This window comes from Pseudoponticoccus marisrubri (assembly GCF_001482405.1).
GTDB lineage: Bacteria > Pseudomonadota > Alphaproteobacteria > Rhodobacterales > Rhodobacteraceae > Pseudoponticoccus > Pseudoponticoccus marisrubri.
Window position 1 is genome coordinate 209180 of the sequence record NZ_LPXO01000004.1, and the last position, 17607, is coordinate 226786.

Consider the following 17607-nt stretch of genomic DNA (forward strand, 5'->3'; position numbering starts at 1 on the left):
GCGCGCGCGCCGCCCCCGGCCCCACCAGCTGCGGCGGACCGATCCGGGCCCCGCGCATCACATTTTTCCGGAGGAGAGCTGAAAATGGCCGACCTGACGACCGACTTCCTGGGCATCAAGAGCCCCAACCCGTTCTGGCTGGCCTCGGCGCCGCCCACCGACAAGGAATACAATGTGCGCCGCGCCTTCGAGGCGGGCTGGGGCGGCGTCGTCTGGAAGACGCTGGGCGCCGAGGGCCCGCCCGTGGTCAACGTGAACGGGCCGCGCTACGGCGCGCTCTACGGGGCCGACCGGCGGCTCTTGGGGCTCAACAATATCGAGCTGATCACCGACCGCCCGCTCGAGGTGAACCTCGAGGAGATCGCGCGGGTCAAGGCGGATTACCCCGACCGGGCGATGATCGTGTCGATCATGGTGCCCTGCGAGGAGGCGGCCTGGAAGGCGATCCTGCCGCGCGTGGCCGAGACCGGCGCCGACGGGATCGAGCTGAATTTCGGCTGCCCGCACGGGATGAGCGAGCGCGGCATGGGCTCGGCCGTGGGTCAGGTGCCGGAATATATCGAGATGGTCACCCGCTGGTGCAAGACGTATTACGACCGCCCCGTGATCGTGAAGCTGACGCCCAACATCACCGATATCCGCAAGCCGGCCGCGGCGGCAAAGAACGGCGGGGCCGACGCGGTCAGCCTGATCAACACGATCAACTCGATCACCGCGGTCGATCTCGACAGTTTCGCGCCCGAGCCGACCATCGACGGCAAGGGCAGCCATGGCGGCTATTGCGGCCCGGCAGTCAAGCCCATCGCGCTGTCCATGGTGTCGGAGATCGCCCGCGATCCCCAGACGCATGGCCTGCCGATCTCGGGGATCGGCGGCGTGACCACGTGGCGCGACGCGGCCGAGTTCATGGCGCTGGGCTGCGGCACCGTGCAGGTCTGTACCGCAGCGATGACCTACGGCTTCAAGGTGGTGGAAGAGATGAAGCGCGGCCTGTCGGGCTGGATGGACGAGAAGGGCTATCGCGCGGTGTCGGATTTCGTGGGCCGTGCGGTGCCCAACGTGACCGACTGGCAGTATCTCAACCTCAACTACGTGACCAAGGCGCGCATCGACCAGGATGCCTGCATCAAGTGCGGGCGCTGCTACGCGGCCTGCGAGGATACCAGCCACCAGGCCATCGACATGTCGCCCGAGCGGGTCTTTACCGTGAAGGATGATGAATGCGTGGCCTGCAACCTCTGCGTGGATGTCTGCCCGGTCGAGGATTGCATCACCATGGAGCGGCTGCCCGAGGGAGCGGTCGACCCGCGCACCGGCCGGACCGTGTCCGACGAATATGCCAACTGGACGACCCATCCCAACAACCCGATGGCGCAGGCGGCCGAGTAGGGCGCGCTGCTTTCACACGGGGCCAAGCCCGTTCGAACGGGCTTGGTCAACGCGGTTGCAACCGCGTTCGGAAAGCGCCTTGCAAGGCGCTTGGACCAAGCCGCTTCGAAGCGGCTTTCACCGCGGGGCCAGCAGCCGGGTGAAGACCGTCTCCAGGTGCGTGGCGGCACCGTCGAACGGGTCGTCGCCGCCCAGCACCGCGCAGATCTGCACGTCGAAATCCGCATAGTGCTGGGTCAGTGCCCAGATCGAGAAGATCGTGTGTTTGGGATCGACCGGGGCCAGCCGCCCCTCCGCGATCCAGCCGCGCAAGACGGCGGCGGTCTGGTCCACCAGCGCGCGCAGATCCCCCGACAGAAGATCGCCCAGGTTCGGCGCGCCGCGCAGGATCTCGTTGGCGAAGAGCCGGCTTTCGCGGGGAAAGTCGCGTGACAGGTCCAGCTTGCGCCGCACATAGGCCAGCATCTCGTCCAGCGGCTCGCCCTCGGGGTCGATCGCACGGAGCGGGTCCAGCCAGGTCGACAGAAGACCGGTCAGCAGCTCGGCATAGATCGCCTCTTTCGACGGGAAGTAATAGAGCAGGTTCGGCTTGGACAGGCCCGCCGCCGTGGCGATCCGGTCCAGCGTCGCACCGCGGAACCCGTCCTGCGAAAAGACATCCAGCGCCGCCTCGAGAATGGCCTGCCGCTTGGCCTTCTGGATGCGGGTGCGCCCGCGCCCCGATTGCGGCTCTGCCGGGATTTCAGCCATGCGCGTCCTTTCCTGCCCGCATCTTGTGCAATCGCCCAGCCTTGCAGCGCATCGCTTGACTGACCCCGCGCCTCTGGTAGCGTGTCTTTGACCGATTGGTCAAATGAATGCTGCGACGCATCCGCGCGTCGCGCCGGCACGGTGGAGAGACAGGCGTGGCCCGACCCGAAGACGACCAGCACGCGACGCCCCGCGCAGGGCAGGCGGGTCTGTCCCGCTCCGGCGCGGGCCGTGTGCCGGGACGGGTGGGCGCGCCGGCCTCTGGCATCGCAGCCCGACAGAGATAGGAGAGATCATGGCAGCCCCCGGCGAGAACCTGAGGATCAACAGCGAGCGGCTGTGGGACAGCCTGATGGAGATGGCCAGGATCGGCCCCGGTGTCGCGGGGGGCAACAACCGCCAGACCCTGACCGATGCCGATGCCGAGGGCCGCGCGCTGTTCCAGAGCTGGTGCGAGGCGGCGGGCTGCACCATGGGGCTCGACACGATGGGCAACATGTTCGCCCGCCGCGAGGGCACCGATCCGGATGCGCTGCCGGTCTATGTGGGCAGCCATCTCGACACCCAGCCCACCGGCGGCAAGTATGACGGGGTGCTGGGCGTGCTGGGCGGGCTGGAGATCCTGCGCTCGCTAAACGACCTGAACATCCGCACGAAGCATCCGATCGTGGTCACCAACTGGACCAACGAGGAAGGCACCCGCTATGCGCCGGCGATGCTCTCCTCGGGCGTCTTTGCGGGCGTGCATGCGCAGGACTGGGCCTATGACCGGGTCGATGCCGAGGGCAAGCGTTTCGGCGACGAGCTGGAGCGCATCGGCTGGAAGGGCGAGGAAGAGGTCGGCGCGCGCAAGATGCATGCCTTCTTCGAGCTGCATATCGAGCAGGGCCCGATCCTCGAGGCCGAGGGCGTCGATATCGGCGTCGTGACCCATGGCCAGGGCCTGTCCTGGACGCAGGTCACCGTGACCGGCAAGGACAGCCATACCGGCTCCACCCCCATGCCGATGCGCCGCAATGCCGGGCTGGGCATGGCGCGGATCCTCGACAAGGTCGACGAGATCGCCTGGAGCCACAAGCCCCACGCGGTGGGCGCGGCGGGCCATATCGAGGTCCATCCCAACTCGCGCAACGTGATCCCGGGCAAGGCCGTGTTCACGGTCGATTTCCGGTCGCCCGAGCTGGCGGTGATCGAGGACATGGAGGCCCGGTTGCGCACCGAGGCACAGGCGATCTGCGACGAGATGGGGCTGGAGGTCGCCTTCGAGAAGGTGGGCGGGTTCGACCCGGTCGCCTTCGACGAGGGCTGCGTGGCCGCGGTGCGCGCCGCCGCCGAGCGGCTGGGCTATTCGCATCGCAACATCATCTCGGGCGCGGGGCACGACGCCTGCTGGATCAACCAGGTGGCGCCCACGGCGATGGTGATGTGCCCCTGCGTCGACGGGTTGAGCCACAACGAGGCCGAGGAGATCAGCAAGGACTGGGCGCGGGCCGGCGCCGACGTGCTGTTCCACGCCGTGGTCGAGACGGCGGAGATCGTGGAGTAGGGGGCGCTGCCCCCTCGCCCTGCGGGCTCACCCCCGGGATATTTCCCGACCAAAGATGGGGGAGCCGGGGGCGCTTCGGCAGGTCGGGCGGGGGCAGGGACACGGCGAGGATATTGCCGGCGCAAGACCGGCGCGCCCGAGGGGCGAGACAAGGGAGACAAGACCATGACCACAGTGATCAAGAACGGCACCGTCACGACGCATGACCGCAGCTACAAGGCGGATGTGCTGATCGACGGCGGCAGGATCATCGAGATCGGCGAGGGCCTGACGGGTGACGAGGAGCTGGACGCCACCGGCTGTTACGTGATGCCGGGCGGGATCGACCCGCATACGCACCTGGAGATGCCCTTCATGGGCACCTATTCCACGGATGATTTCGACAGCGGCACGCGGGCGGCGCTGGCCGGCGGCACGACGATGGTGGTGGATTTTGCGCTGCCCGCGCCCGACGGGCAGGGGCTGCTGGATGCGCTGCAGATGTGGGACAACAAGTCCGGCCGGGCGCATTGCGACTATTCCTACCACATGGCGGTGACCTGGTGGGGCGAGCAGGTCTTCGACGAGATGAAGACCGTGATCGAAGAGCGCGGCATCAACACCTTCAAGCATTTCATGGCCTACAAGGGCGCGCTGATGGTGAATGATGACGAGATGTTCTCGTCCTTCAAGCGGTTGGGGGAGCTGGGCGGCATCGCCATGGTGCATGCCGAGAACGGCGACGTGGTGGCCGAGCTGCAGGCCAAGCTGATGGCCGAGGGCAATACCGGCCCCGAGGCGCATGCCTATTCGCGCCCCACCCAGGTCGAGGGCGAGGCGGCGAATCGCGCCATCATGATCGCCGACATGGCGGGCGTGCCGCTCTATATCGTGCATGTCAGCTGCGAGGAGGCGCATGAGGCGATCCGGCGAGCGCGCCAGCAGGGCAAGCGGGTCTGGGGCGAGCCGCTGATCCAGCACCTGACGCTGGACGAGAGCGAGTACATGAACAAGGACTGGGACCACGCCGCGCGGCGCGTGATGTCGCCGCCCTTCCGTAACCTCAAGCACCAGGAGAGCCTCTGGGCCGGGCTGCAGGCGGGCTCGTTGTCGGTGGTTGCCACCGATCACTGCGCCTTCACCACGGAACAGAAGCGCTATGGCGTGGGCGATTTCACCAAGATCCCCAACGGGACCGGCGGGCTCGAGGACCGGATGCCGATGCTCTGGACCCACGGGGTGGAGACCGGGCGGCTGACGCCCGAGGAATTCGTCGCGATGACCTCGACCAATATCGCCAAGATCCTGAACTGCTACCCGAGGAAGGGGGCGATCCTGCCCGGGGCGGATGCCGATATCGTGGTCTGGGATCCGCAGAAGGAGAAGACCATCACCGCCGCCACGCAGGTCTCGGCCATCGATTACAACGTCTTCGAGGGCAAGACGGTGAAGGGCCTGCCGCGCTTCACCCTGACCCGCGGCCATGTTGCCGTGCATGATGGCGAGCTGCGCTCGCGCGAGGGGCATGGCGAATTCGTCAAGCGCGCCGGCAACACGCCGACCAACAAGGCGCTGTCCAAGTGGAAGGACCTGACCGCGCCGCGCCCGGTGCAGCGCTCGGGCATTCCGGCCAGCGGGGTCTGAGATGACGGAAGGGGCGCTCGGGACGGAAGGCCGTTCGAACGGCCTTGGTCACGCGCTGTGCACAGCGCGTGGCAAGCGGGTTGCAACCCGCTTGGCGCAAGGCGCTTCGAAGCGGCTTGGCCCCCGGCGCCCCGGCCGTGTGACAGGGTCGGAGGGGGCGTCATGATCGCCCCGACCGGCGTGCTGGAGGCAGCGCTCTATGTCGATGACCTCGACGCGGCCGAGGCCTTCTATGGTGGCGTGATCGGCTTGGACCGGATCACGCGGGTCGACGGGCGTCACGTGTTTTTCCGCTGCGGCGAGGGGGTCCTGCTGACCTTCATCGCCGCCGCCACCGAAGTGCCGCCCGATCCCGACGCGCTGCCCGTCCCGCCGCATGGCGCCCGCGGGCCGGGTCACGTCTGTTTCGCGGTCCCCGCCGAGCGCCTCGATGCGTTGGCCCGTCACCTCGCGGCGCATGACGTCGCCATCGAAAGCGATTTCCACTGGCCGCATGGCCCCCGTTCGATCTACGTGCGCGACCCGGCGGGCAATTCCGTCGAATTCGCCGATCCCGCCCTCTGGAGCTCCACCGCATGACAGCACGCCCGGTCATCCAGGCCAGCCAACTCGATCTCACCTTCGTGACCGCCGACGGTCCGGTCCACGCGCTGCAGGATGTCAGCCTCGACGTCCCGCCCGGCGCCTTCGTCAGCTTCATCGGCCCCTCGGGCTGCGGCAAGACCACGCTTTTGCGCTGCATCGCGGCGCTCGAGACGCCGACCGGCGGCAAGCTCAGCGTCAACGGCATGACCGCGGATGAGGCGCGCCGCGCCCGCGCCTATGGCTATGTCTTCCAGGCGGCCGGGCTCTACCCCTGGCGCACGATCGGGCGCAACGTTGCCCTGCCGCTCGAGATCATGGGCTACTCGAAACGCGACCAGGCCGAGCGCGTGGCGCGCGTGCTGGAGCTGGTCGAGCTGGCGGGGTTCGAGCAGAAATACCCCTGGCAGCTGTCGGGCGGCATGCAGCAGCGTGCCTCGATCGCCCGGGCGCTGGCCTTCGACGCCGACATCCTGCTGATGGACGAGCCCTTCGGCGCGCTGGACGAGATCGTGCGCGACCGGCTGAACGAGGAGTTGCTGCGGCTCTGGGCCCGCACGCAGAAGACCATCTGCTTCGTCACCCATTCGATCCCCGAGGCCGTCTACCTGTCCACCCATATCGTGGTGATGAGCCCGCGCCCGGGCCGGATCACCGACGTGATCGAAAGCCCGCTGCCCGCCGAGCGCCCGCTCGACATCCGGGACACGCCCGAGTTCATCGAGATCGCGCACCGGGTGCGCGAAGGCCTGCGCGCGGGGTACGAGGAATGAGCCGACCCATGCGCTTCCCCCTGCTGCCCGGCCGGGTCGGCCTGCCATCCGGTGCGGCCCGCCGGACATCGGGCGCCCTCTGCCCGGCGGGACCGTCCCTTGCTTTGGGGAGAGACAAGGGCACCTCTTTCACCTTTCGCGGTCATCGGCTCTCCAGCCTGTACCGCGGGAGAAGGACACCACGAAATCCTTTCATCTTTCCTAAAATACTCGAAATCCTGCGCCATCCGCTGGCGGGGCGCCATGAGTATTTGGAGAAAGATGAAAGCAGGGTCGGGGGATGAGCATGCGACGTCTGTCTCCGGTTCTTGTCATGGTCGCTGGCCTGATCGGGCTGTGGTACCTCGCGGCGGTTCCGATGAACGTGCACGAGGTGCTGACCGCGGCCGAGCGCGGCGGGGCCGAGGTGTCGCCGCCGAGCGCCATGGAGCGGCGCGACATGGGCAACTGGGCGCTGGTGCTGCGCAATCCCGAGCATCTGGGCGCGAGCTGGAGCAGCCAGCGGCCGCGCCTGCCGGCACCGCATGTGGTGCTGGTCGAGCTCTACGAGTCTACCATCGACGAGGAGTTGAACGGCCGGCGCGGTCTCGTCCGCTCGGGCAGCCTGTCGAACCGCAGCCTTGTCTATCACGGGCTGGTCACGCTGAACGCGACCTTCGTGGGCTTCCTGATCGGGGCGGGGCTCGGGATCCTGTTGGCGGTGGGGATCGTGCACAGCCGGGTCATGGACATGAGCGTCATGCCCTGGGCGATCGTCAGCCAGACCATCCCCATCGTCGCGCTGGCGCCGATGATCATCGTGGTGCTCTATTCCATCGGAGTGCAGGGGCTGCTGCCCAAGGCGGTGATCTCGGCCTACCTGTCCTTCTTCCCGGTGGTCGTGGGCATGGTGAAGGGGCTGCGCAGCCCCGACGGGATGCAGCTGGACCTGATGCGCACCTATAATGCCGATGCGGCCACGGTATTGTGGAAGCTGCGCCTGCCAGCCTCGGTGCCCTATCTCTTCGCCTCGCTGAAGATCGCCATCGCGGCGAGCCTGGTGGGGGCGATCGTGGGTGAATTGCCGGTGCAGCAGGGCGGGCTGGGCGCGCGCATGCTGGCGGGCAGCTATTACGGGCAGACGGCGCAGATCTGGGCCGCGCTTCTGGTGGCCGCCGCCCTGGCGGCGGTGCTGGTCTGGGCGATCGGTGCCGCCGAGCGGCGCGCCCTGCGGCGGATGGGGATGATGGCATGAGCGGCGTGGTTGCAGCACTCGGGGTCTGGGCGGCCGGGTTCGGGCTGAACCTCTGGCTGGCCAACGGGCCGGTGCGCGAGGCGCGGGCCACGCGTCTGGCGGTGCCCCTGATCTTCGGCCTGACGCTGCTGGCCATGTGGGAGCTGCTGGTGCGCGGGCTGGGCGTGCCTGCGGTGATCCTGCCGCCGCCCAGCCAGATCGCGGCGACCTTTGCCGGGAACCTGCCGCTGCTCTGGCGCGATTTCGTGCAGACCATCCTGAAAGGGGCGCTGGGCGGCTACGTGATCGGCTGCAGCGCGGCCTTCCTGACGGCCCTGCTGGTCGACCGCTACGACTACCTGCGCCGGGGCCTGCTGCCCCTGGGCAATTTCATGGCGGCCCTGCCCATCGTGGGCACCGCGCCGATCCTGGTGATGTGGTTCGGCTTCGGCTGGCAGTCTAAGGCGGCGGTGGTGGTGCTGATGGTGTTCTTCCCGATGCTGGTCAACACGGTGGCCGGGCTGTCGGAGACCAGCGCCATGCAGCGCGACCTGATGCGCACCTACGCGGCCGGCTGGGGCCAGACCCTGCGGCACCTGCGCCTGCCCGCCGCCATGCCCTTCGTCTTCAACGGTTTGAAGATCTGCACCACGCTGGCGCTGATCGGGGCGATCGTTGCCGAGTTCTTCGGCTCTCCGACGCTGGGGCTGGGCTTTCGCATCTCGACCTCGATCGGACAGCTTGACCTTGGCATGGTCTGGTCGGCCATTCTGGTCGCGGCGCTGGCGGGGACCTTCTTCTACGGGCTCGTGTCGCTGATCGAGCGGCGCGTCACCTTCTGGCATGCCTCGCAGCGGGGCCACTGAATCCAAGACCGGCGGCGCAGACCGCCCAACATCGACAGGGAGACTGGAGACATGAAACAGACCGGATACGCATTGGCCGCAAGCCTTGCCATGGCCACCCCGGCGCTGGCCGCCGACGAGGTGACGCTGCAGCTGAAATGGGTCACGCAGGCGCAGTTCGCGGGCTATTACGTGGCGCTGGAGAACGGCTATTACGACGAGGCCGACCTGGACGTGACGATCCTGCCGGGCGGGCCCGACATCGCGCCGACGCAGGTGATCGCGGGCGGTGGGGCCGACGTCATCGTCGAGTGGATGCCGGCGGCGCTGTCGGCGCGCGAGAACGGGCTGCCGCTGGTCAACATTGCCCAGCCCTTCAAGTCCTCGGGCATGATGCTGACCTGCTGGAAGGATGCCGGCATCTCGGAGCCGGCCGACCTGGACAACCGCACGCTGGGGGTCTGGTTCTTCGGCAACGAGTTTCCCTTCCTGGCCTGGATGAGCCAGCTGGACATCGCCACCGATGGCAAGGCCGAGGGCTCGGTCGAGGTGCTCAAGCAGGGGTTCAACGTCGATCCGCTGCTGCAGCGCCAGGCGGATTGCATCAGCACCATGACCTATAACGAGTACTGGCAGGTGATCGATGCCGGCGTCTCGGCCGAGGAGCTGGTGACCTTCAAATACGAGGACCAGGGCGTGGCGATGCTCGAGGACGGGCTCTACGTGCTGGAGGGCGATCTGGAGGATCCGGCCTTCGTCGACAAGATGGAGCGCTTCGTGGCCGCCTCGATGCAGGGCTGGAAATGGGCCGAGGAGAACCCCGAGGAGGCCGCGATGATCGTGCTCGACTATGATGAGACCGGCGCGCAGACCGAGGGGCACCAGATCCGCATGATGGGCGAGGTGGCCAAGCTGACCGCCGGCTCGAACGGGGCGCTGGACCCGGACGACTACCAGCGCACGGTGGACACGCTGCTGGCCGGCGGCTCGGACCCGGTGATCACCCGCGAGCCCGAAGGGGCCTGGACCCACGTGATCAGCGATGCCGCGCTGAACTGAGGACTTCGGGGCCGGGGGTGGAAGGGGGCGCTGCCCCCTCGGCCTTCGGCCTCACCCCCGGAGTATTTCCCGGAAAGATGAAAGAGCGCCACGGGCGGTCCGGGCCTGTTCCGCTGGCCCGGGGTCGGGCCCGTCGGCAGCAGGGGGAGGCGGATGACGCCCGAGGAATTCGAGACATGGTCGCGCCGCGCGGCGGAGTGGGGCGTGGCCTATCGCCGGAGCCTGGCGGAGCGGCCGGTGCGCGCGCAGACCGCACCGGGCGAGATCTACCACGCCGTGCCGGAGGCGGCGCCCGAGCAGGGCGAGGCGATGGAGGCGATCTTTGCCGATTTCGAGCGGCTGATCCTGCCCGGCATGACCCATTGGCAGCATCCCCGCTTCTTTGCCTATTTCCCGGCCAATGCCGCGCCGGTCTCGGTCGTGGCCGAGCACCTGGTCAATGCCATGGCCGCGCAATGCATGCTGTGGCAGACCTCTCCGGCGGCGACCGAGCTTGAGACGCGGGTGATGGAGTGGCTGCGCGATGCGCTGGGCCTGCCGGCCGGGATGTCCGGCGTGATCCAGGACAGCGCTTCTTCGGCGACCTTGGCGGCGGTGCTGGTGATGCGCGAGCGCGCGCTGGACTGGCAGGGCAACACGGCCGGGCTGAAACCCGGGCCGCAGCTGCGGATCTACTGCTCGGGCGAGGTGCATACATCCATCGACCGGGCGCTCTGGGTGTCGGGGATCGGCACGGACAACCTGGTGCGCATTCCCGTGACCGGGCCGCTCAGGGGCATGGACGCGCAGGCGTTGCGCGCGGCCATCGCGGCGGACCGGGCGGCGGGGCACCTGCCGGCGGGGGTGATCGCCTGCACGGGCGGCACCTCGACCGGGGGCAGCGACGATCTGCGCGCCGTGCTGGGGGTGGCCCGGGACGAGGGGTTGTTCTCGCATGTGGATGCGGCCTGGGCGGGGGCGGCGATGATCTGCCCCGAGTTCCGGGATCTCTGGGACGGGGTCGCGCTGGCGGATTCGGTGGTCTTCAACCCGCACAAGTGGCTGGGCGCGCAGTTCGACTGTTCGGCGCATTTCCTGCGCGATCCCGAGGCGCTGGTGAAGACGCTGGCGATCCAGCCCGAGTACCTGCGCACCCATGGCGCGGACGGGGTGATCAACTACTCGGAATGGTCGATCCCGCTGGGCCGGCGGTTCCGGGCGCTCAAGCTGTGGTTCCTGCTGCGCTTTCACGGGCTCGAGGGGCTGCGCGGGATGATCCGCGACCATGTACGCTGGAGCCGGGGGCTTTGCGAGCGGCTGCGCGAGACTCTTGGCTTCGAGATCGTGACCGAGCCGGTGCTGTCGCTCTTCACCTTCCGCCACGGGCCGGAGGATGCGCACAACCTCGCGCTGGTCGAGGCGATCAATGCCGACGGGCGCATCTACCTGACCCAGACCCGGGTCGACGGCCGCGTCGCGATCCGTTTCCAGGCGGGCCAGTTCGAGATGACCGAGCGTGATGCCGAGACCGCCTACGAGGTGATCACCGAGATCGCCGCGCGGGTGTGAAGCGGCTCATGGCGCGGGGGCGATCTGCAGGGTCTGGCGCAGCTTGCCGGTGGCGCGATCGAAGATCAGGATCTCGTCCGTGGCGGTGACCACGGCATACCAGTCGGGGCCTTGGGTATAGGCCGTGGCCTCGGCGCCCGAGGGCAGGGTGATGACCTCTGGCAGCGGCGCGCGCGCATTGCTATAGCGGTGCCAGATCAGGCCGAGGATCCCCGTGATCCCGGCGATCATCACGGCCGTGAGCACCGTCACCAGCACGCGCAGCAGGCGCAGCGAGGGCGGCTCGGGCAGGTCCTCGGGCTCGGGAGCGGACATGTCGATCCTTCGTGTCATCATCGCGGCCGATCCGCCGCCGCGTCTTGATAAGGCGCTGGCGCGCGATGTGCCAGAGGCGGCGGCCCTGTCGCGCACGCGGCTGGCGCGGCTGATCGCCGAGGGCGCGGTGTCGCGCGCGGGTGTCGTGCTGGCCGATCCCAAGGCGCGCGTGGCCGAGGGGGACGCAATCGAGATCGCCGTGCCCGCGGCGCAATCCTATGACGTGACGGCGCAGGACATCCCGCTGGCGGTGGTCTTCGAGGATGACGACCTGATCGTGATCGACAAGCCGGCGGGCATGGTGGTGCATCCCGCGCCGGGCTCGCCCGACGGGACACTGGTCAACGCGCTGCTGCACCATTTCGGCGGCCGGCTGTCGGGCATCGGCGGCGAGAAGCGGCCCGGCATCGTGCACCGCATCGACAAGGACACCTCGGGCCTGCTGGTGGTGGCCAAGTCCGACCGGGCGCATCACGGGCTGGCCGCCCAGTTCGAGGCGCACAGCGCGCGGCGCGCCTATCGGGCCGTGGTGCATGGCGTGCCCGACCGCGCCGATCCGCGGCTGATGGGCACGCGCGGCGTGTCCTCGCGCGGGGCGGGCGAGATCACGATCACCTCGGGGCTGGCGCGGCACAAGACCGACCGGCAGCGGCAGGCAGTCTATTTCGACGGGCAGGGGCGGCACGCGATCACCCATGTCAAGCTGCTGGAGCGTTTCGGCACGCCGCCCTGCCTGTCGCTGGTCGAATGCCGGCTGGAGACCGGGCGCACCCACCAGATCCGCGTGCACATGGCGCATGCCGGCCATGCACTGGTGGGCGACGCGGTCTATGGCGGGCGGCGCAAGCTGCCCGGCTCGGCGCTGCGGCCGCAGGCGGCCGCGGCGGTGCAGGGCTTCGGCCGGCAGGCGCTGCACGCGGCCGAGCTGGGCTTCGACCACCCGGTGACGGGCGCCGCGCTGCTGTTCGAGGCGCCGCTGCCCGCCGACATGGCCGCGCTGCTGGAGGCCCTGCAGGGCGGGGCCTGAGGCGTTCGTCCCGCCCGCGGGACCGGCGGGGTGCGCTGGCGCACAGGCGGGTCGGCCTTGACAAACTTCAATGCAAATGTGTATACACCCCTCCCGGTTCTTGAAGGAGGGCTGCGGATATGCATGGACACACGCCGGCTGACACATGCCGCACATGGATGTGAGAGCGCTGTAATCCGGGTTTCGCCGACGGGAAGAAACCTTAGCTTCGTATCAACGGTTGACTGTCAGAGGACTTGAAACCTGCCCGGGCTGCAACCATCTGGATGTTAAGCCCCGTAACATTGGAGGGACAGGGACGTGAGCAATTATGCAAACCTGCCGGCGCCGTCGCCGGAAGCGGGGTTGAGCCGCTACTTGCAGGAGATCCGGAAGTTCCCGCTTCTGGAACCCGAAGAGGAATACATGCTGGCCAAGCGCTGGGTCGAGGATGGCGATACCGAGGCCGCGCATCGCATGGTCACCAGCCACCTGCGCCTGGCCGCCAAGATTGCCATGGGCTATCGCGGCTACGGCCTGCCGCAGGCCGAGGTGATCTCGGAGGCGAATGTGGGCCTGATGCAGGCGGTCAAGCGCTTCGACCCCGAAAAGGGGTTCCGGCTGGCCACCTATGCCATGTGGTGGATCCGCGCCTCGATCCAGGAATACATCCTGCGCTCCTGGTCGCTGGTCAAGCTGGGCACGACCTCGGCGCAGAAGAAGCTGTTTTTCAACCTGCGCAAGGCCAAGAGCCGGATCGGCGCGCTCGAGGATGGTGACCTGCGGCCCGAGCACGTGCACAAGATCGCCACCGATCTCGGCGTGACCGAGGACGAGGTAATCAGCATGAACCGGCGCCTGTCGGGTGGCGACGCCTCGCTGAACGCGACCGTCGGCTCCGAGGGCGAGGGCACGATGCAATGGCAGGACTGGCTCGAGGATGAGGATGCCGACCAGGCCGAGGATTATGCCGAGCGTGACGAGCTGCAGGCCCGCCGGGCCCTGCTGGCCGAGGCGATGGACGTGCTGAACGACCGCGAGAAGGACATCCTGACCCAGCGCCGCCTGTCGGACAAGCCGGTCACGCTGGAGGATCTGTCGGCCGTCTACGATGTCAGCCGCGAGCGGATCCGCCAGATCGAGGTGCGCGCCTTCGAGAAGTTGCAGAAGCGCATGCGCGATCTGGCGCGCGACCAGGGCCTGCTGACCCGCGCCTGAGCGGGCTTGCTTCAGGGCGCGGCGGGAGGGCCCTGCCGCGCCTGTCCCCGGGCGTCAGGCCGGAAGGCACGGGTCCGGAAAGCGGTTGCGCCGCGGGATCGGTCCGATAGGCTTTCCCCAAACCAAGAACGGGGGAGAGACGCATGACCGATCATCTGCGATGGGGCATCCTGGGCGCGGCGCAATTCGCGCAGAACCACATGGGGCCCGCCATCCACATGGCGCGGCGGGGCCGGTTGGCCGCGCTGGCCACCTCCAGCGCCGACAAGGCCGCGCCTTTCGCGGCCTTCGCCCCCGGGCTGCAGGTCTTCGACAGCTACGAGGCGCTGCTGGCCGATCCCGATATCGATGCCGTCTACATCCCGCTGCCCAATCACCTGCACGTGGAATGGGCGGTCAAGGCGCTGGAGGCCGGCAAGCACGTCTTGGTGGAAAAGCCGCTGGCGATGCAGGCCGACGGGTTCGACCCGGTGATCCGGGCGCGCGATGCCTCGGGCAAGCTGGCGGCCGAGGCCTACATGATCGTGCATCACCCGCAATGGCAGAGGGCGCGCGCGCTTGTGTCCGAGGGCGCGATCGGCAAGCTGGTCCGCGTCTCGGCCGCCTTTTCCTTTGACAACCGCGATGGCGACAACATCCGAAACCGGCCCGAGACGGGTGGCGGCGCGATCCCGGATATCGGCGTCTACATCTACGGTGCGACGCGTTTCGTGACGGGAGAGGAGCCGGAAGCGATCCTGTCGACCGAAATCCGGCGCGAGAACGACGTGGATGTCTGGTCGCACGTGACCGCGCGCTTCCCGTCGTTCCACTATACCGGCGTGGTCTCGATGCGCATGGCGCCCTGGCAGGAAGTGGTCTTCCACGGCGAGGGCGGGGTGCTGCGCCTGACGACCCCGTTCAACGCGCAGGTCTATGGCGAGGCGCGGGTCGAGTTGCAGGCCGCCGACCTGACCGTGACCAGCTGGCGCTTCCCGAGCGTGAACCACTACGTGCAGCAGGTCGAGAATTTCAATGCGAGCGTGCTGGACGGCGCGGCCTATCCCTGCCCGCTGGAGTTCAGCCGCGGCACGCAGGAGATGATCGACATGGTCTGGGCGAAGGACGCGGGCTGACGCGCGCCTCCGGACGCCCCGGCTGTCCCCGGCCGTCCCCTCTGCGGGGGACACCCGCGGACAGCGGCCCGCCCTCCAGCCCGCGCCCGCGCGTCAGGGATCGGCGATGGTGATCACGACCTTGCCGGTGGACTTGCGGTCCTTGAGCAGGGCCATGCCCTCCAGCGCGCGGTCGAGCGGCAGGTCGTGGCTGATATGCGGGCGGATGCGGCCCTGCGCGTGCCAAGCCATCAGCTGCGACAGCGAGCCGGTCAGCACCTCGGGGCGGAACCCGAGGTAGCCGCCCCAGTAGAGCCCCATCACGGTCAGGTTCTTGACCAGCAGGTGGTTGGCCTTGATCTGCGGCACCTCCCCGCTGGCAAAGCCGATGGTCAGGATCCGCCCCTCGGGCCGGCAGGCGCGGAAGGCGGCAGTGAACTGCGCCCCGCCCACCGGATCATAGACCACGTCCGCGCCCCCCAGCGCCTTCACCTCGGCGCGGATGTCCTGTGTCGACGCGTCGATCAGGTGATCGGCGCCGGCCGCCTGCGCGGCGGCCAGCTTGTCGGCCCCGCGCGCGCAGGCGACGACGCGGGCGCCCATCAGCTTGCCGATCTCGACCGCGGTCAGCCCGACGCCGCCGGCCGCACCCAGCACCAGCAGCGTCTCGCCCGGGGCCAGCCGCGCGCGGTGGTCGAGCGCGAGGTGGCTGGTGCCGTAGGCGATCTGGAAGGCCGCGGCGTCCTGCCAGCCCATGGTCTCGGGCAGGCGCACGGCGCGATCGGCCGGAAAGCAGCCCATCTCGGCCAGCCCGCCCTGGCCGCCATAGACCGCCACGCGGTCGCCCACGGACAGGCCGGTCACGCCGGGGCCGACCGCGTCGATGCGGCCCGACACTTCCAGCCCCAGCACGAAGGGCGGCTCCGGTGTGTCCTGGTACGTGCCCTTCGCCATCAGCAGATCGGCGAAGTTCAGGCCGCAGGCAGCGATGCGCAACCGGATCTCGCCCGGGGCCGGGACGGGCTCGGGACGGTCGGCCAGGGCCGGCGGCGCGTCGAAGGAGGAGAGGAGCAAGGCGCGCATGGGAAAGATCTCCGTTATTTCCCCGGCATCTGCGCAAAACGCGGCGCGGCTGTCAAACGCTGCCGGGCGGCCTTGTTTTGTTGGGGGAATCGAGGACAGTCTTGAAGTTTACTCAACTCTGTGTTGTTTTTGGAAATGGTTTACCATCATTGATTGGTTGAATCACTTGATTTTAAGTCTCGATATGATGTAGCTATCCAAGCTATATTACGTGGAGGACGCGCTTCGGCCAGACCGGAAGATCCGTCCGGCTACGGCACATGAGAACAGGAATGGATCAGATGGCGCACCCCGTGGATGTTCACGTCGGCAAGAGAATCCGTCACCGCCGCTGGCTGGTAGGCATGACGCAACAACAACTGGCGGAACGGGTCGGCATCAAGTTTCAGCAGATCCAGAAATACGAGACCGGCGCCAACCGCGTCAGCGCCTCGCGGCTTTGGGACATTGCTGATGCGCTGGATGTCCCGGTCAGCTTCTTCTTCGAAGGGATCGAGACCGAGGGCGAGGACCAGCCCAAGGCCGAGAACGTGCCCGCCGACATCCTTGGCGACAAGGAGGCGCTGGACCTCGTGCGCTCCTATTACGCGATCCCAGAGAACCAGCGCCGGCGTCTCTTCGAACTGGCCCGGGTGCTGTCCGACGTCGCCTGAAAGCGCTGACGGCTGCGGGCCGAGCAGAGCGGGGAACGCTTGCACGATATCGATGCGGAACTGGCTGCCGATCTCTGGCAGACGGCCGAGGCCATGGCCGATGCGGCGGGGCAGGCGATCCTGCCCCATTTCCGTGCGCCCGGCCTGTCGGCCGACAACAAGGATGCGGGCGGGTTCGACCCTGTTACCGTGGCCGATCGCGCGGCCGAGGCCGCGATGCGCGAGATCCTGGCCGTGCGGCGCCCGCAGGATGCCATCCTGGGCGAGGAATACGGCACGCAAGCCGGGCAGAGCGGGCTGACATGGGTGTTGGACCCGATCGACGGCACGCGCGGCTTCCTCTCGGGCACGCCGACCTGGGGCGTGCTGATCGCCCTGTCCGATGAGACCGGCCCGCGCATGGGCCTGATCGACCAGCCCTATACCGGAGAGCGGTTTCGCGGCGGGCTTGGCACGGCCCGCTGGCAGGGGCCGCAGGGCGCGGCGGCGCTGCAGGTCCGCGCCACCGATGCGCTGGAGCAGGCGATCCTCTTCACCACCTTCCCAGAGATCGGCAGCGCGGCCGAGCAGGCGGCCTTCCGGCGCGTGGCCGGGCAGGTCAAGCTGGTCCGCTACGGGATGGATTGCTACGCCTACGCGCTGCTGGCCGCCGGCCAGATCGACCTGGTGATCGAGGCCGGGCTACAGGCCTATGACATCCAGGCGCCCATCGCGGTGATCGAGGCCGCGGGCGGCCTCGTGACCGACTGGCAGGGCGGGCCCGTCCATGACGGGGGCAACGCGCTGGCCGCCGCAACGCCCGCGCTGCACGCCGCGGCGCTGGCCTTGCTGGGGCAGGCAGGCTAGCCCGCCGGGGACAGCCGCGCGCACTTCCCTTTTCCGGCGCGGTTGACCGTCCTTGACCGAAAAG

General features: G+C 68.4%; 17 protein-coding genes. 14 read left to right on the forward strand and 3 right to left on the reverse strand.

Annotation, left to right across the window (positions count from 1 at the left end; translation table 11 throughout):
* Positions 1–84 precede the first annotated feature (84 nt).
* Positions 85–1389 carry an NAD-dependent dihydropyrimidine dehydrogenase subunit PreA gene (gene preA, locus AVJ23_RS09025; protein ID WP_058861850.1) on the forward strand — a complete coding sequence of 435 codons (1305 nt, stop codon included), beginning with the start codon at positions 85–87 and terminating at the stop codon, positions 1387–1389.
* A 117-nt stretch (positions 1390–1506) separates the two neighbouring features.
* On the opposite strand, the gene AVJ23_RS09030 is transcribed toward preA, so the two are convergent.
* The gene (locus AVJ23_RS09030; protein ID WP_058861851.1) at positions 1507–2139 is read right to left on the reverse strand and encodes a TetR family transcriptional regulator C-terminal domain-containing protein; all 633 of its coding nucleotides are present in this window, start codon (positions 2137–2139) and stop codon (positions 1507–1509) included.
* Between the two features lie 295 nt (positions 2140–2434).
* On the opposite strand from AVJ23_RS09030, the gene AVJ23_RS09035 reads away from it, so the two are divergent.
* The 8 genes from AVJ23_RS09035 (at position 2435) to AVJ23_RS09070 (ending at position 11328) form a co-directional block, all read left to right on the forward strand.
* The gene (locus tag AVJ23_RS09035) at positions 2435–3685 is read left to right on the forward strand and encodes a Zn-dependent hydrolase (RefSeq protein ID WP_058861852.1); all 1251 of its coding nucleotides are present in this window, start codon (positions 2435–2437) and stop codon (positions 3683–3685) included.
* A gap of 165 nt (positions 3686–3850) precedes the next feature.
* Positions 3851–5308, forward strand: coding sequence for a dihydropyrimidinase (hydA, locus tag AVJ23_RS09040; protein ID WP_058861853.1), 1458 nt, complete (start codon positions 3851–3853; stop codon positions 5306–5308).
* 162 nt (positions 5309–5470) lie between these two features.
* Entirely contained in the window at positions 5471–5887 is a 417-nt protein-coding gene (locus AVJ23_RS09045; protein WP_099045485.1) for a VOC family protein, read from the forward strand.
* Complete coding sequence (locus AVJ23_RS09050) at positions 5884–6663, forward strand: ABC transporter ATP-binding protein (RefSeq protein ID WP_058861854.1); 780 nt, start codon at positions 5884–5886, stop codon at positions 6661–6663. Before AVJ23_RS09045 ends, AVJ23_RS09050 begins: the two co-directional genes overlap by 4 nt.
* A gap of 286 nt (positions 6664–6949) precedes the next feature.
* Entirely contained in the window at positions 6950–7897 is a 948-nt protein-coding gene (locus tag AVJ23_RS09055) for an ABC transporter permease (protein WP_058861983.1), read from the forward strand.
* Positions 7894–8742, forward strand: a complete 849-nt coding sequence (locus AVJ23_RS09060) for an ABC transporter permease (protein WP_058861855.1) — start codon at positions 7894–7896, stop codon at positions 8740–8742. The genes AVJ23_RS09055 and AVJ23_RS09060 overlap by 4 nt, the downstream gene beginning before the upstream one ends.
* Before the next feature lie 51 nt (positions 8743–8793).
* The gene (locus AVJ23_RS09065) at positions 8794–9780 is read left to right on the forward strand and encodes an ABC transporter substrate-binding protein (RefSeq protein WP_058861856.1); all 987 of its coding nucleotides are present in this window, start codon (positions 8794–8796) and stop codon (positions 9778–9780) included.
* Between the two features lie 153 nt (positions 9781–9933).
* Positions 9934–11328 (forward strand): pyridoxal phosphate-dependent decarboxylase family protein, encoded by a 1395-nt coding sequence (locus AVJ23_RS09070; protein ID WP_058861857.1) that lies wholly within the window; start codon positions 9934–9936, stop codon positions 11326–11328.
* A gap of 6 nt (positions 11329–11334) precedes the next feature.
* Here the strand turns inward: AVJ23_RS09070 and AVJ23_RS09075 are convergent, their stop codons facing one another.
* On the reverse strand, positions 11335–11643 hold the full coding sequence (locus tag AVJ23_RS09075) for a DUF6476 family protein (protein ID WP_058861858.1): 309 nt from the start codon (positions 11641–11643) through the stop codon (positions 11335–11337).
* Between AVJ23_RS09075 and AVJ23_RS09080 the strand changes: the two genes are divergently transcribed.
* From AVJ23_RS09080 to AVJ23_RS09090, 3 genes are all read left to right on the forward strand, one after another.
* Positions 11642–12670 (forward strand): RluA family pseudouridine synthase, encoded by a 1029-nt coding sequence (locus AVJ23_RS09080; RefSeq protein ID WP_058861859.1) that lies wholly within the window; start codon positions 11642–11644, stop codon positions 12668–12670. The genes AVJ23_RS09075 and AVJ23_RS09080 overlap by 2 nt on opposite strands.
* A gap of 300 nt (positions 12671–12970) precedes the next feature.
* Positions 12971–13867, forward strand: coding sequence for an RNA polymerase sigma factor RpoH (gene rpoH / locus AVJ23_RS09085; protein ID WP_058861860.1), 897 nt, complete (start codon positions 12971–12973; stop codon positions 13865–13867).
* A gap of 143 nt (positions 13868–14010) precedes the next feature.
* Positions 14011–14982 (forward strand): Gfo/Idh/MocA family protein, encoded by a 972-nt coding sequence (locus tag AVJ23_RS09090; protein ID WP_058861861.1) that lies wholly within the window; start codon positions 14011–14013, stop codon positions 14980–14982.
* A gap of 93 nt (positions 14983–15075) precedes the next feature.
* Here the strand turns inward: AVJ23_RS09090 and AVJ23_RS09095 are convergent, their stop codons facing one another.
* Positions 15076–16044 (reverse strand): NADPH:quinone oxidoreductase family protein, encoded by a 969-nt coding sequence (locus AVJ23_RS09095; protein ID WP_058861862.1) that lies wholly within the window; start codon positions 16042–16044, stop codon positions 15076–15078.
* 281 nt (positions 16045–16325) lie between these two features.
* Here AVJ23_RS09095 and AVJ23_RS09100 point away from each other — a divergent pair, with 281 nt between their 5' ends.
* Both AVJ23_RS09100 and hisN read left to right on the forward strand, forming a co-directional pair.
* Positions 16326–16697, forward strand: a complete 372-nt coding sequence (locus AVJ23_RS09100) for a helix-turn-helix domain-containing protein (RefSeq protein ID WP_058861984.1) — start codon at positions 16326–16328, stop codon at positions 16695–16697.
* A 39-nt stretch (positions 16698–16736) separates the two neighbouring features.
* Positions 16737–17543: a histidinol-phosphatase gene (hisN, locus tag AVJ23_RS09105; RefSeq protein WP_367576925.1), complete on the forward strand. Its 807-nt coding sequence runs from the start codon at positions 16737–16739 to the stop codon at positions 17541–17543.
* Positions 17544–17607 lie beyond the last annotated feature (64 nt).